A 14405-nucleotide genomic window follows, 5' to 3' on the forward strand; every position below is an offset into this window, starting at 1 on the left:
GTCAGCTCGTGCGGTCGGCGATGTAGTCGCAGAGGGATTCCAGCGCCCGCCGGGACGGCCCGTCCGGCAGCGGGGCGAGCTGCGCCCGCGCGTCCTCAGCGTAGCTGCGGACCGTCTCCCGGGCCCGCTTCAGGGCCGGGGACTCGCGGAGTAGGCCGAGGGCCTCGGCGTGCAGGTCGTCGTCGACGAGCGGGCCGGTGGCCAGGATCTCCCGCAGCCGCACCGAGGCGGCGTCGGAGTCGTCCGTGGCGAGCGCGTAGAGCACCGGCAGCGTCGGCACCCCCTCGCGCAGGTCCGTGCCGGGGGTCTTGCCCGACTGCGTTGACTCGCTGGCGATGTCCAGCAGGTCGTCGGAGAGCTGGAAGGCCACGCCGACGGTCTCGCCGTACCTGGTCAGCGCCTCGGTGTGCTCGACGGACGCCCCGCCGAACAGGCCGCCGAACTGGGCCGAGGTGGCGATCAGCGAGCCGGTCTTCTCCGCGATCACGCCCAGGTAGTGGTCGACCGGGTCCTGCCCGTCCCGGGGGCCCACCGTCTCGGCGATCTGCCCGTGCACCAGCCGGGCGAAGGTGCGCGCCTGGAGGCGCACCGCCTCGGTGCCCAGTTCGGCCGCGACGTCCGCGGCGCGGGCGAACAGGTAGTCGCCGACCAGGATTGCCACCGAGTTCGTCCAGCGCGAGTTGGCGCTCGGCGCGCCCCGGCGCACGGCGGCCTCGTCCATCACGTCGTCGTGGTAGAGCGTCGCCAGGTGGGTGAGCTCCATCACCACGGCGGCGGGGACGATCTGCGGGCGGGTCGGATCGCCGAACTGGGCGCCCAGCGCGACCAGCAGCGGGCGGAACCGCTTCCCGCCGGCGTCCACCAGGTGCCGGGCTGCCTCGGTCACCAGCGGGTCGGCGCTGGCCACCCCGGCCCGCAGTTCCGCCTCGACGGACTCCAGCAGGCCCAGCACGGACGCCTCGACGCGGGAATCGGCCAGATGCAGGCCGAGCGCGCCGAACTGACCAGTGCTCTCCCGACTCCGCCGAACGGAGCCGGTGGCACCTGAACGCTCGCCAGCCGGAATCACCACGCTATCCACCATGCCACACCCGTTCGACCTGCTCGGGACGGGGGATACGGCGACGGGGCCGGCACGCGCTCGCGTGCCGGCCCCGTCGCGGGGAAAGGTCGGTCATCGGACGAATTCGGCGGCACCGTTGGCGAGATCGAGCAGCGGGCCCGGGACGACGCCCAGCACCAGCGTGGCCAGCACGCCGATCGTGAGGGCCGCCGAGGTGAGCCCGCCCGGCACGGTGACCGTCGGGGTGGACTCGCCCGGCTCGGACAGCCACATCATCACCACGACCCGCAGGTACGGGAACGCCAGCACCATGCTGGTCAGCACGCCCGCCACCACCAGCCACGCCTGGCCGGCGTCCAGCGCCGGGGCGAAGATGGCGAACTTGCTCATGAACCCGCTGGTGAGCGGGATGCCGGCGAAGGCGAGCAGGATGAAGGTGAAGATCGCCGCGAAGAACGGCGAGCGCCGGCCCAGCCCGGCCCAGCGGGACAGGTGGGTGGCCTCCCCGTCGGCGTCCCGGACCAGGGTCACCACCGCGAACGCGGCGAGCACCGAGAACCCGTACGCGACCAGGTAGAACATCGTGCCGGAAAGCCCGTCCTTGCTCGGCGCGAGCACCCCGACGAGCAGGTACCCGGCGTTCGCGATCGACGAGTACGCCAGCAGCCGCTTGATGTCGGTCTGGGTCACCGCCAGCACCGCGCCGACCAGCATGGTCAGCACCGCCACCGCGCCGAGGACGGGGGTGAAGTCCCACGCCGCCCCGGAGAACGCCACGTGGAACACCCGCAGCAGCGCGCCGAACGCGGCGACCTTGGTGCAGGCCGCCATGAAGCCGGTGACCGGCGTCGGGGCGCCCTGGTACACGTCCGGCGTCCAGACGTGGAACGGCGCGGCGGCGGCCTTGAACAGCAGGCCGATCGCCAGCAGCGCCACGCCGCCGAAGAGCAGCACCTCGCTGGCCGGGGACTCGGTCACCGCGGCGTGGATGGTGGCGAAGTCGACGCCCGCCGACCGGCCCGGGATGCCGGAGGTGAACCCGTACACCAGGGCCACGCCGAAGAGGAAGAACGCCGAGGCGTACGCGCCGAGCAGGAAGTACTTCATCGCCGCCTCCTGGCTCAGCAGCCGCCGGCGACGGGCCAGCGCGCAGAGCAGGTAGAGCGGCAGCGAGAAGACCTCCAGGGCGATGAACATGGTCAGCAGGTCGTTCGCCGCCACGAAGATCAGCATGCCGCCGATCGCGAAGCTGGTCAGCGGGTAGACCTCGGTCGCCCCGTTGCTGCCCTCGGCCTGCCGCCGGTCGTCGGCCGACTCGGCGGTGACGGCGGCCTGGGCGACGAACGCCCCGCCCCGCTCCACCGAGCGCTCACCGATCAGCAGCAGCGCCATCGCGGCGAGGACCAGGATCGCGCCCTGGAGGAACAGCGTCGGCCCGTCCACGGCGATCGCCCCGCCAGCGGTGATCAGCCGGTCGCCGGAGTTCACGATCACCATCACCAGGGCGGCGAGCACCGCCAGCAGCCCCAGCGACAGCTGCGCCAGGTGCCGCTGCTTCCGGGGCACGAATGCCTCGATCAGCACGCCCAGCAGGGCGGCACCGAGCATGATCAGAATCGGAGCGAGCGCCGCGTAGTCGATCGACGGCAACTTCAGCTCGGTCATTTGGCGGCCTCCTGGATGCTGCCGACCTCGGGGGCGGGATCGGTCCTGCCGACGTCCTCCATGGTGGCCCGGACGGCGGGGTTGATGACATCGGTGACCGGCTTGGGGTAGAAGCCGAGCAGCACGATCAGCGCGATCAGCGGCGCGACCACGACCTTCTCGCGCAGGTTGAGATCGCGGCGCATCGGCTCGATCTCGGCCAGGGCCGGGTTGAGCGTGCCCTGGGTGGTGCGCTGCACCATCCACAGCACGTACGCGGCAGCCAGGATGATGCCGAGCGTCGCGATCACCGCGACCGGCTTGTTCACCGTGAAGGTGCCGATCAGCACCAGGAACTCGGAGACGAACGGCGCGGTGCCGGGCAGCGCCAGCGAGGCCAGACCGGCGAAGAAGAGCACCCCGGCCAGCAGCGGCACCAGCTTGCCCGCGCCGCCGAAGTCGCTGATCAGGGCCGAGCCGCGCCGGGCCACCAGCATCCCCACCACCAGGAAGAGCAGGCCGGTGGCGAGGCCGTGGTTGAGCATGTAGAGCACCGCGCCCGTGCCGGCCTGGGTGGTGAAGGCGAAGATGCCGACCCCGATGAACCCGAAGTGCGCGATCGAGGTGTACGACACCAGCCGCTTCAGGTCGTTCTGGCCGACCGCGAGCAGCGCCGCGTAGATGATGCCGATCACCCCGAGCGCCAGCGCCCAGGGGGCGAACCACTTCGACGCCTCCGGGAACAGCGGCAGGCAGTACCGCAGGATGCCGAAGGTGCCGACCTTGTCCAGCACGCCGACCAGCAACGCGGCGGCCCCGGCCGGGGCCGCGCCACCGGCGTCCGGCAGCCAGGTGTGGAACGGGAAGAACGGCGCCTTGATCGCGAAGGCGAGGAAGAAGCCGAGGAACAGCCAGCGCTCCGTGCCGGTGGAGATGTCCACCTGGGTCAGCGCCTGCCAGTCGAAGGTCTTCCCGCCGACGACCCAGAGGCCGATCACCGCGGCGAGCATGAACAGGCCGCCGACCAGCGAGTAGAGGAAGAACTTCACGGCCGCGTACTGCCGCTGGTGGCCGCCGTAGCTGCCGATGAGGAAGTACATCGGCACCAGCATGACCTCGAAGAACACGTAGAACAGGAACACGTCGGCGGCGGCGAAGACGCCGATCATCGTGCTTTCGAGGATGAGCAGCAGGGCGAAGTAGACCGGCACCGAACGCTTCGACGACTCGGCGTCGTGCCACGACGCCAGGATGACGAGCGGCACCAGCACCGCGATCAGCATCAGCATCACCAGCGCGATGCCGTCGGCGGCGAAGGTGAACCGGGCGTCCCACTGCGGGATCCAGGTGTACGACTCGCGGAACTGGAGCCGGTCACCGTCGGTCTTGAAGGCGACCCACATGACCACCGACAGGACCAGCACCAGCAGCGACCACCCGAGGGCCACCTGCTTGGCCAGGTCCGGCCGGCGACGCGGCAGGAGGGCCACCACCAGCGCGCCGACCAGCGGCGCCACGGTCAGCACCGAGAGGAACGGGAAGTTGGACATTATGCGGCCTTACCTCCGTCGTCACTGCGTGGTCCGCCGGCGGGGGCGGCCGTAGAGAGGTCGATCACGCCAGCCACCCCGCCTGCACGGCCAGGAACGCCGCCACCACCAGCAGCGCGCCGGCCAGGATGGACGTCGCGTACGACCGGACGAAGCCGGTCTGCAGCCGCCGGAGTCGGCCCGAGCCCCCGCCCACTGCGGCGGCCAGGCCGTTGACCAGCCCGTCGACGCCCCGGTTGTCGAGGAAGACCAGCGCCCGGGTGAGGAAGATCCCCGGCTTCTCGAAGACCGCCTCGTTGACGGCGTCCGTGTAGAGGTTGCGCCGGGCGGCGGTGACCAGCACACCCGCCGGCTGCGGCTCGGTGGCCGTGCCGGTGCGGAACAGGAACCAGGCCAGCCCGGCCCCGCCCACGGTGACCAGCAGCGAGAGGATCGTGATCACCGTGTGCGACAGCACCGGATGGTGCGCCTCGCCGGCCTCGCTGCCGAGCACCGGCGTCAGCCAGGAGGCCAGGCCGTCGTTCCACGCCATCAGGCCACCGGCGAGCACCGAGCCGACCGCGAGCAGGACCAGCGGGATCGTCATGAGCTTCGGCGACTCGTGCGGGTGCTCGATGTCCTCGGTCCACCGCTTCGGGCCGTGGAAGGTGAGCACGAACAGCCGGGTCATGTAGAACGCGGTGAGCCCGGCGCCGAGCAGCGCCGCCCCGCCGAAGAGCCAGGCCGTCCAGTCGTCCCGCGTGAAGGCGGCGACGATGATCGGCTCCTTGGAGAAGTAGCCGGACAGCGGGGGGATGCCGATGATGGCCAGCCAGCCCATCATGAACGTGATCCAGGTGATCCTCATGTGCTTCGCGAGCCCGCCGAAGCGGCGGATGTCCACCTGGTCGTGCATGCCGTGCATGACCGAGCCGGCGCCCAGGAACATGTTGGCCTTGAAGAAGCCGTGCGCCAGCAGGTGGATGATCGCCAGCGCGTACGCCCCGCCGCCGAGGCCGACGCCGAGGAACATGTAGCCGATCTGGCTCACCGTCGACCAGGCCAGCACCCGCTTGATGTCGTCCTTGGCCGCGCCGATGAGGCAGCCGATCAGCAGGGTCAGCGCGCCGACGCTGACCACCACGAGCTGGAGCGTCGAGTTGGCCGAGAAGATCGGGTTGGACCGGGCGATCAGGTAGACGCCCGCGGTGACCATGGTGGCGGCGTGGATGAGCGCCGACACCGGGGTCGGGCCCTCCATCGCGTCCGGCAGCCACGCCTGGAGCGGGAACTGGCCGGACTTGCCGGTCGCGCCGAGCAGCAGCAGCAGGCCGAGCACCAGCACCGTGGTCGCGGTCAGCGAGCCGACCCCGTTGAACACCTCGTCGTACTGGGTGGTGCCGAGGGTGGCGAACATGATGAAGATGCCGATGGCCAGGCCGGCGTCGCCGACCCGGTTCATCAGGAACGCCTTCTTGCCGGCGGTGGCCGCGCTCGGCCGGCCGTACCAGAAGGAGATCAGCAGGTACGACGCCAGACCGACGCCCTCCCAGCCGAAGTACAGCATCACGTAGTTGTTGCCGAGCACCAGCAGGAGCATCGCGGCGACGAACAGGTTGAAGTAGGCGAAGAACCGCCGCCGGCCCTCGTCGTGCGCCATGTACTCGACCGCGTACAGGTGGATCAGGAAGCCCACCCCGGTGATCAGCAGGACGAAGACCGCAGCCAGCGGGTCGAACAGCAGGCCGAAGTCCACCTTGAAGTCACCGACGGCGATGAAGTCCCACAGGCTCAGCTCGACCGACTTGTTATCCAGGCCGCGCAGCTGGAAGAAGTAGGTCAGCCCGAGCACGAGGGAGGCGCCGATCGAGGCCACCCCGAGCCAGTGCCCCCAGCGGTCGGACCGCCGGCCCAGCAGCAGCAAGATCGCCGCGCTGGCCAGCGGGATCGCCACCAGCAGCCAGACGCTGCCGAGCAGCCCGCTCGCCGAGGCGTAGGTGACGGCACCTGCCGGCTCGGCCGGGGCGTTCATCAGAATCTCTCCCACTGCTGGCCCCTCTAGTACTTGAGCAGGTTGGCGTCGTCGACGCTCGCGGAGCGCCGGGTCCGGAAGATGGACATGATGATCGCGAGGCCGACCACGACCTCGGCCGCGGCCACCACCATGACGAAGAACGACATGATCTGGCCGTTCAGGTCACCGTTGATCCGGCTGAAGGTGACGAGGGTCAGGTTGGCCGCGTTCAGCATCAACTCGACGCACATGAACAGCACGATCGCGTTGCGCCGGATGAGCACCCCCGCCGCACCGATGGTGAACAGCACCGCGGCGAGCACCAGGTAGTAGTCCGGGGTCATTTGTCCGTCCCCTTCAGCGAGGTGTCCTCGGCGGTCAGCTCCCGCACCGGCAGGACCGTCGAGATGCCACGCTCGGTCAGCCGGCCGTCGGGCAGGCGGGCCGGGGTGGCCACCGAGGAGGAGGTGGCGAAGACGCCCGGGCCGGGCTTCGGGCCGGGGTAGTTGCCCGGGGCGAAGCGGGCCTTCATCGTGGCGACCTGGTCCATCTTGTCTTCCTTGCGCCGCTCGACGTGCGCCAGCACCATCGCGCCGACCGCGGCGGTGATCAGCAGCGCCGAGGTCAGCTCGAAGGCGAAGACGTACTTCGTGAACAGCAGCCGGGCGATGCCCTGGACGTTCCCCTCGGCGTTGGCCTGCTCCAGGCCCACCGCCTGGACGCCGTCCAGCGCCCGGTAGAGGCCGCCGCCGACCAGGCCGGCGAAGCCGAGCCCGAGCAGCACCGCGGCGACCCGCTGGCCGCGCAGCGTCTCGATCAGCGAGTCCGAGGCGTCCCGGCCGACCAGCATCAGCACGAACAGGAAGAGCATCATGATCGCGCCGGTGTAGACGATGATCTGCACCATGCCGATGAACGGCCCGGCCTGGAGGACGTAGAACACGCCGAGGCAGAGCATGGTCAGCACCAGCCAGAGCGCCGAGTGCACGGCGTTGCGCGCGGCGACCATGCCGATCGCGCCGATCAGCGCCAGCGGGGCGAGGATCCAGAAGGTGACCTCCTCGCCGCCGGACACCCCGCCCGCCGCGGCGAGCACCGTCTGCGTGGTCATGCCCCGTCCCCCTTGCCCGCCGCCGCCCGCTGGGCGTGCTGCTCGGCACCGGGGAAGGTCACCCCGGGGTGCTCCTGGACCTGGTACCGGCCCGGGCTGTTGGTCGCGTGCTCGGCCCCGGCCGACGTGCCCGGGTTGGTCAGCGCGCCGACGTAGTAGTCCTTCTCGCTGTCCCCGAGCCGCATCGGGTGCGGCGGCTGCTCCATGCCGGGCAGCAGCGGCGCGAGCAACTGCTCCTTCGTGAAGATCAGGTCCTGCCGGTTGTCCCGGGCCAGCTCGTACTCGTTGCTCATGGTCAGCGACCGGGTCGGGCAGGCCTCGATGCACAGCCCGCAGAAGATGCAGCGGGCGTAGTTGATCTGGTAGACCGACGCGTGCCGCTCACCCGGCGAGAGGCGGTTCTCCTCGGTGTTGTCCCCGCCCTCGACGTAGATCGCGTCGGCCGGGCAGGCCCAGGCGCACAGCTCGCAGCCGATGCACTTCTCCAGGCCGTCCGGGTGCCGGTTGAGGATGTGCCGCCCGTGGTAGCGCGGCGCCGAGACCGGCGGCTTGAACGGGTAGTCGGTCGTGACGACCTTCTTGAACATGTGCGAGAAGGTGACCCCGAAGCCCTTGAACGTTCCGGTGATCGCGCCCACGTCACACCTCCCTGGAGTCCGAGCCGGCGGCGACGTTGGCCGGCTCCCGCTCGGCGACCACACGCTTGGTGCGCGGGCTCGGTGGCACTTGCAGGTCCATCGGTGGCAGCGGGAAGCTGCCGTGCGGGCGGCTGTTGGCCTGCTCCTGGAGCGACGGCTTCGGCTTCGGCTTGCGGCTCGGCCAGAGCAGCGTGGCCAGCAGCAGCACGCCCGCGCCGACCGCGGTGGCGAGCAGCCGGTCCCTGGTCTGCCAGCCCTCGATCGACCGCAGGCCGGCCAGGACCAGGATCCAGACCAGGTTGATCGGCAGCAGCACCTTCCAGCCGAAGCGCATGAACTGGTCGTACCGGAGCCGGGGCAGGGTGCCGCGGAGCCAGACGAACACGAAGACCAGAGCGATCACCTTGCCGAAGAACCACAGCATCGGCCACCAACCGGAGTTGGCGCCCTCCCACAGGGTGATCGGCCACGGGGCCCGCCAGCCGCCGAGGAACAACGTCGTGGTGACCGCGGACATGGTCACCATCGCGACGTACTCGCTGAGCATGAAGAGCGCGAACTTCAGCGAGCTGTACTCGGTCATGTAGCCGGCGACCAACTCCGACTCGGCCTCGGGGAGGTCGAACGGCGCCCGGTTGGTCTCACCGACGGTCGAGATGAAGAAGATGATGAAGCTCGGCAGCAGCAGGATCGCGTACCAGCCGGGGGCCGGGACCTCGGTGCCGAGGATGGTCAGCCGGGTGGCGTCCCCCTGGGCGGCGACGATGCCGCTGGTGGACATCGTGCCGGCGGTCATGAACACCGCCACGATGCTCAGCCCCATCGCGACCTCGTAGGAGATCATCTGGGCGCTGGAGCGCAGGCCGCCGAGCAGCGGGTACGTCGAGCCGGAGGCCCACCCGCCGAGCACGATGCCGTAGATGCCCATCGACGAGCAGGCCAGCAGCACCAGCACCGCTACCGGCACGTCGGTGACCTGGAGCGGCGTGTGGTGGCCGAAGATGCTCACCATCGGACCGAACGGCACCACCGACAGGGCGGTGACCGCGCAGATCACCGAGATGGTCGGCGCGAAGAAGAAGACGACCTTGTCCGCCGCCTTCGGGAGGATGTCCTCCTTGAAGGCCATCTTCAGGCCGTCGGCCAGGGTCTGGAGCAGGCCGAACGGGCCGGCCTGGTTGGGGCCGGGCCGCACCGCCATGCGGCCGACGACCCGCCGTTCGAACCAGACGCCGAGCAGCGTGGCCAGCACGGCGACGACGAAGGCGAAGACGACCTTGATCAGGACCAGCCACCACGGGTCCTTGCCGAAGTCGGCCAGCGTCGGGTCCTGGGCCAGGTAGACCGCGTTCACTGGGAAACACCCCCGGTGTTGAGGAGCGGACCCGGTCGGCCGGCCTCGTCTGCGGCGACCGCCGCAGGGGCCTGCTCCGTCGCGGCGACCGCGGCTGCGGAGATCCGTACCACCGCGCCGGACGTCGCGCCGAGGCCGCGCCGCACGGTGGAGCCGGGTGAGTTGGTCGGCAGCCAGACGACACCGTCCGGCATCTCGGTGATCGCGGCCGGCAGGGTGATCGCCCCGCGGTCGGTGCCCACCGTCACCGGGTCACCGTCGGCGACGCCGAGCAACTCGGCGGTGCCCTTGCCCACCCGCACCACCGGCGGGCGGGCGGTGCCGCCCAGGTGCTCGTCACCGTCGGTGAGGCTGCCCAGGTCGATGAGCTGGTGCCAGGTGGCCAGGACGGCCTCGCCGGCACCAGGCTGCGGCACCGTGGCCGGCTCCACCGACGGCGCGGACGGCCGGTCGGCCCGGGTCGGCGGCAGGCTGCCCAGCTCGCGGCGGACGCTGAGCACGTCGCCCGTGCCGAGCTGCACGTCGAGCAGCGCGGCGAGCGCGTCCAGCACCCGGCCGTCGGTCATCGCGGCCGTGTGCAGCACCGCCTCGAAGGGGCGCAGCCGGCCCTCCCAGTCCAGGAAGCTGCCGGCCTTCTCGACCACCGGGGCCACCGGGAGGACCACGTCGGCCCGGCGGGCCACCGCGCTGTTGCGCAGCTCCAGGCTGACCAGGAACGGCACCGCGTCGAGGGCCTGCTCGGCCAGCCGCGGGTCGGCCAGGTCGGCCGGGTCGACCCCGGCCACCACCAGCGCGCCGAGCTGGCCGTTCGCGGCGGCGGTGAGGATGCCGTCGGTGTCCCGCCCGGCCTGGCTCGGGATCACCCCGGCCGCGATGTCCCACGCCTCGCCCAGCTCGGCCCGGGCCGCCGGCTCGGTGACCGGCCGGCCGCCGGGAAGCAGGTTGGGCAGGCAACCGGCGTCGACGGCCCCGCGGTCGCCCGCGCGCCGCGGCACCCAGGCCAACTTCGCGCCGGTACGCCGGGCGACGTCCGCCGCCGCCGACAGGCCGCCGGGCACCTCGCCCAGCCGCTCGCCGACGACCAGGATCGCGCCCGGGGTGCTCAGCGCCTCGGCCACCGTCGCGTGCTCGGCGAGCACGCTCGCCTCCTCGCCCGGCACCACCCGGGCCAGCTTGGCCCCGAGCTTTTCCAGGCCGCGGGTGGCGAACGGCGCGATCGCGTACACCGTCAGCTTCTTCTTCAGGTACGCCTTGCGCAGCCGCAGGAAGAGGATCGGGCACTCCTCCTCCGGCTCCAGCCCGACCAGCACCACCGCCGGGGCGTTCTCCACGTCGGCGTAGGTCACGTCGGTGCGCCCGGCGACCGTGCTGGCCAGGAAGTCGGACTCCTCGCGGGAGACCGGCCGGGCCCGGAAGTCGATGTCGTTGGTGTTGAGCGCGACCCGGGCGAACTTCGCGTACGCGTACGCGTCCTCGACGGTCAGCCGGCCGCCGGTCAGCACCGCCGTGCCCCGCCCGCCGTCCCGGGCTGCCCGCAGCCCCTCGGCGGCGACGGTCAGCGCCTCGCTCCACGACGCCTCGCGCAGCTCACCGGTCTCGGAGTCGCGGACCAGCGGATTGGTGAGCCGGTCGAAGGCGCGGGCGTACTGGAAGCCCCAACGCCCCTTGTCGCAGTTCCACTCCTCGTTGACCTGCGGGTCGTCGCCGGCCAACCGGCGGGTCACCTTGCCGCGCCGCCAGTCGGTGCGCTGGGCGCAGCCGGCCGAGCAGTGCTCGCACACGCTCGGGCTGGAGACCAGGTCGAACGGGCGGGCCCGGAACCGGTACTGCGCGCCGGTCAGCGCGCCCACCGGGCAGATCTGCACGGTGTTGCCGGAGAAGTACGAGTTGAACGGGACGTCCCCCGCATCGCCCTCCTCGCCGTACGCCTCGTCCCGGTAGATGTTGATCTCCTCGGCGGACGACCGGCCCATCAGGTCGATGAACTTGTCACCGGCGATCTCCTCGGAGAACCGGGTGCACCGCTGGCAGAGCACGCAACGCTCGCGGTCGAGCAGCACCTGGGTGCTGATCGGCATCGGCTTCTCGTACTCCCGCTTGTGCTCGTGGAACCGGGAGTCCGACCGGCCGGTGGACATCGCCTGGTTCTGCAGCGGGCACTCGCCGCCCTTGTCGCACATCGGGCAGTCGAGCGGGTGGTTGAGCAGCAGCAGCTCCATGACCCCCTCCTGCGCCTTCTTGGCGACGCCGGAGGTGAGCTGGGTGCGGACCACCATGCCCTCGGCGACGGTCTGGGTGCAGGAGGCCACCGGCTTGCGCTGGCCCTCCACCTCGACCAGGCACTGCCGGCACGCGCCGGCCGGGGCCAGCAGCGGGTGGTCGCAGAAGCGCGGGATCTCGGTGCCCAACTGCTCGGCGACCCGGATCAGCAGCGCGCCCTTGGGCGCGGTGACCTCGACCCCGTCGATGGTGAGCGTGACGGTCTCGGTCTGCTTGGCTACGTCGGTCACAGTGCTTGCCTTTCGCTCGCGACTGCGGGGCTCGCTCCGCTCACTCCTCGCGCTCGCATCAGTGCGCTCCCACCAGCTGCTTGTCCGACAGCTTCGGCGCGGTACGTCCCTCGATGTAGTCGAGGTAGTCCTGCTTGAAGTACTTCAGCGACGAGGTCACCGAGCTGGTCGCACCGTCACCCAGACCGCAGAACGAGCGGCCGAGGATGTTGTCGCAGGTGTCGAGCAGGGTGTCCAGGTCCTCGTGGGTGCCCTGGCCGGCGAGGATCCGCCGGTAGACCCGGACCATCCAGTAGTTGCCCTCGCGGCACGGGGTGCACTTGCCGCACGACTCGTGGTGGTAGAACTCCAGCCACCGGTACGTCGCGTACACCGGGCAGTCCTGGTCGGAGAAGATCTGGGTGGCCGTGGTGCCCAGGATCGAGCCGGCCGCCGCCACCCCCTCGAAGTCCAGCGGCACGTCCAGGTGCTCGGCGGCGAGCAGCGGGGTGGACGAGCCACCCGGGGTCCAGAACCGCAGGTTGTGCCCCGGCTGCATGCCGCCGGCCAGCTCCAGCAGCTCGCGCAGCGTGACGCCCATCGTGCACTCGTACTGGCCCGGGTTGGCGATCCGGCCGGAGAGCGAGTAGATCATCGGCCCGGAGGACTTCTCCGTGCCCATGGTCTTCCACCAGTCGGCCCCGCCGAGCACGATGTACGGCACGCTGGCGATGGTGCCGACGTTGTTGACCACCGTGGGGCTGGCGTACAGGCCGTGGGTCGCCGGGAACGGCGGGCGCAGCCGGGGCTGGCCCCGGAAGCCCTCCAGCGAGTCCAGCAGCGCCGTCTCCTCGCCACAGATGTACGCCCCGGCGCCCGAGTGCACCACCAGATCCAGGTCGAACCCGGAGCCGAGGATGTTCTTCCCGAGGTAGCCCTTGGCGTACGCCTCCTGCACGGCGTTGCGCAGCCGGCGGGCGGCGTGCACCGCCTCGCCGCGGATGTAGATGTACGCCCGGCTGGCCCGGATCGCGTACGACCCGATGATCACGCCCTCGACCAGCGAGTGCGGGTCGTGGGTCATCAGCGGCAGGTCCTTGCAGGTGCCCGGCTCACCCTCGTCGGCGTTCACCACCAGGTAGTGCGGCTTGCCGTCGCCCTGCGGGATGAACCCCCACTTCAGGCCGGTCGGGAAGCCCGCGCCGCCGCGACCGCGCAGCCCGGAGTCCTTGACGAGCTGGATCAGGTCGTCCGGGTGTGCCTTGAGCGCCTTGCGCAGGGCGGCGTAGCCGTCCAGCTTCTCGTACGTGCCGATCCGCCAGGCGTCCGGCGACAGCCAGCGCTTGGTCAGCACGGGGGTGAGCTTGGCCAGGGTCTCCGGCCGAGGAGTGGTCACTTCTGGGTTCCCCCTTCGCTCGCGACTGCGCGGTTCTCAGCCCGCGACTGCGGGGCTCGCTCCGCTCGCTCCTCGCGGGGGCGACTGGGGCCCGCAAGCGCACTCCTCGCTCCCGCGGATGCCTCCGCTTCCTTGAGCGAGCGCTCCTGCGCACCGGCCTCGTCGCCGGCGGGCTTGCGGTCACCGGCCGGCGCGTTCGCGGCGACGCCGGCGGCCTCGGCCTCCTGCGCGTCGCGCGGCGCCGGGGGCGTCGGGTCGGCCGGGATCCTGGTGCCGGGGGCCTCGGCGCCCGCGGCCGGCTCCGGCTTCACGGCCGGCTCCGGCTTCACGGCTGGGGCCGGCTTCACGGCTGGGGCCGGCTTCGCCTGTTCCGCGGCCTTCGCCCTCGCGGCGGCAGCGTCCGCCTCGGCCTTGCTGCGGATCGGCGTGTTCGGGTCGTAGCCCGGCACCGAGATGCCGTGCTGCTCGGCCAGCCGCAGGCCGCGCAGGCTCGGCTCGCCCGGGCCACCGTCGGCCACCGCGCCCTCGCGCTCGTCGGCGAAGCCGGCGAGTTGCACCGCCATCTCCTTCAGCGTGCAGAGCCGCGCGCCCCGGGTCGGCATCGGCCGGCCGCCGGAGCGCAGCTCCTCGACCACCCCGAGGGCGGTCTGCGGGTCGACGCCGTCGAAGAAGTCGTAGTTGACGGTCATCACCGGGCCGTAGTCGCAGGCCGCCAGGCACTCGGCGTGTTCCAGGGTGACCTTGCCGTCGGCGGTGGTCTCGTCGTGGCCGACGCCAAGGTGCTCGGCCAGGGTGTCGTAGACCTCCTGCCCGCCGAGCACGTTGCACATGGTGTTCGTGCAGACGCTCACCAGGTAGTCGCCGGTCGGCCTGCGCTTGTACATCGTGTAGAAGGTGGCCACCGCGCCGACCTGGGCCTTGTTCAGGCCGAGCACCTCGGCGCAGAACTCGACGCCGGCCGGGGAGACGTACCCCTCCTCCGACTGCACCAGGTGCAGCAGCGGCAGCAGCGCCGAGCGGGACCGGTCGGCCGGGTACCGGGCGACGATCTCCCGCGCCCGCTCCCGCGTCTGTTCAGTGAAAGTCGTCATCAGAGCCGCCTTCCGTTCGCGACTGCGCGGTTCTCAGCCCGCGACTGCGGGGCTCGCTCCGCTCGCTCCTCGCGCG

The 14405-nt window shown here is 71.2% G+C and carries 11 protein-coding genes; all 11 read right to left on the reverse strand.

Annotation, left to right across the window (positions count from 1 at the left end):
- Position 1: 1 nt before the first annotated feature.
- Positions 2-1084 (reverse strand): polyprenyl synthetase family protein, encoded by a 1083-nt coding sequence (locus OOK41_RS00520; RefSeq protein ID WP_117668435.1) that lies wholly within the window; start codon positions 1082-1084, stop codon positions 2-4.
- Positions 1085-1174: 90 nt separating this feature from the next.
- Positions 1175-2728, reverse strand: a complete 1554-nt coding sequence (gene nuoN, locus OOK41_RS00525) for an NADH-quinone oxidoreductase subunit NuoN (protein WP_266262411.1) — start codon at positions 2726-2728, stop codon at positions 1175-1177.
- The gene (locus tag OOK41_RS00530) at positions 2725-4257 is read right to left on the reverse strand and encodes an NADH-quinone oxidoreductase subunit M (protein WP_117668433.1); all 1533 of its coding nucleotides are present in this window, start codon (positions 4255-4257) and stop codon (positions 2725-2727) included. Before OOK41_RS00530 ends, nuoN begins: the two co-directional genes overlap by 4 nt.
- Positions 4258-4321: 64 nt before the next feature.
- Positions 4322-6268 carry an NADH-quinone oxidoreductase subunit L gene (nuoL, locus tag OOK41_RS00535; protein ID WP_266267700.1) on the reverse strand — a complete coding sequence of 649 codons (1947 nt, stop codon included), beginning with the start codon at positions 6266-6268 and terminating at the stop codon, positions 4322-4324.
- 26 nt (positions 6269-6294) lie between these two features.
- Positions 6295-6594: an NADH-quinone oxidoreductase subunit NuoK gene (gene nuoK / locus OOK41_RS00540; protein ID WP_117668432.1), complete on the reverse strand. Its 300-nt coding sequence runs from the start codon at positions 6592-6594 to the stop codon at positions 6295-6297.
- Complete coding sequence (locus tag OOK41_RS00545) at positions 6591-7361, reverse strand: NADH-quinone oxidoreductase subunit J (RefSeq protein WP_266262412.1); 771 nt, start codon at positions 7359-7361, stop codon at positions 6591-6593. Before OOK41_RS00545 ends, nuoK begins: the two co-directional genes overlap by 4 nt.
- Complete coding sequence (nuoI, locus tag OOK41_RS00550; protein ID WP_117668430.1) at positions 7358-7999, reverse strand: NADH-quinone oxidoreductase subunit NuoI; 642 nt, start codon at positions 7997-7999, stop codon at positions 7358-7360. Before nuoI ends, OOK41_RS00545 begins: the two co-directional genes overlap by 4 nt.
- A gap of 1 nt (position 8000) precedes the next feature.
- Complete coding sequence (gene nuoH / locus OOK41_RS00555; RefSeq protein WP_117668429.1) at positions 8001-9353, reverse strand: NADH-quinone oxidoreductase subunit NuoH; 1353 nt, start codon at positions 9351-9353, stop codon at positions 8001-8003.
- Positions 9350-11863, reverse strand: a complete 2514-nt coding sequence (locus OOK41_RS00560) for an NADH-quinone oxidoreductase subunit G (protein ID WP_266262413.1) — start codon at positions 11861-11863, stop codon at positions 9350-9352. The genes nuoH and OOK41_RS00560 overlap by 4 nt, the downstream gene beginning before the upstream one ends.
- A gap of 58 nt (positions 11864-11921) precedes the next feature.
- On the reverse strand, positions 11922-13238 hold the full coding sequence (gene nuoF / locus OOK41_RS00565) for an NADH-quinone oxidoreductase subunit NuoF (RefSeq protein ID WP_117668427.1): 1317 nt from the start codon (positions 13236-13238) through the stop codon (positions 11922-11924).
- A complete protein-coding gene (gene nuoE / locus OOK41_RS00570; protein ID WP_266262414.1) occupies positions 13235-14329 on the reverse strand; it encodes an NADH-quinone oxidoreductase subunit NuoE in 1095 nt (364 codons plus the stop codon). The genes nuoF and nuoE overlap by 4 nt, the downstream gene beginning before the upstream one ends.
- Positions 14330-14405 lie beyond the last annotated feature (76 nt).

Origin of the sequence: Micromonospora sp. NBC_01655 (assembly GCF_026339755.1) — a bacterium.
Classification (GTDB): domain Bacteria; phylum Actinomycetota; class Actinomycetes; order Mycobacteriales; family Micromonosporaceae; genus Micromonospora.

Bases quoted from the DNA above. Each gene is read 5' to 3' on its own strand.
- OOK41_RS00520 (WP_117668435.1), bottom strand. From the start codon at position 1,084: ATGGTGGATAGCGTGGTGATTCCGGCTGGCGAGCGTTCAGGTGCCACC.
- nuoE (WP_266262414.1), bottom strand. From the start codon at position 14,329: ATGACGACTTTCACTGAACAGACGCGGGAGCGGGCGCGGGAGATCGTC.
- OOK41_RS00530 (WP_117668433.1), bottom strand. From the start codon at position 4,257: ATGTCCAACTTCCCGTTCCTCTCGGTGCTGACCGTGGCGCCGCTGGTC.
- nuoK (WP_117668432.1), bottom strand. From the start codon at position 6,594: ATGACCCCGGACTACTACCTGGTGCTCGCCGCGGTGCTGTTCACCATC.
- nuoN (WP_266262411.1), bottom strand. From the start codon at position 2,728: ATGACCGAGCTGAAGTTGCCGTCGATCGACTACGCGGCGCTCGCTCCG.
- nuoL (WP_266267700.1), bottom strand. From the start codon at position 6,268: ATGAACGCCCCGGCCGAGCCGGCAGGTGCCGTCACCTACGCCTCGGCG.
- OOK41_RS00545 (WP_266262412.1), bottom strand. From the start codon at position 7,361: ATGACCACGCAGACGGTGCTCGCCGCGGCGGGCGGGGTGTCCGGCGGC.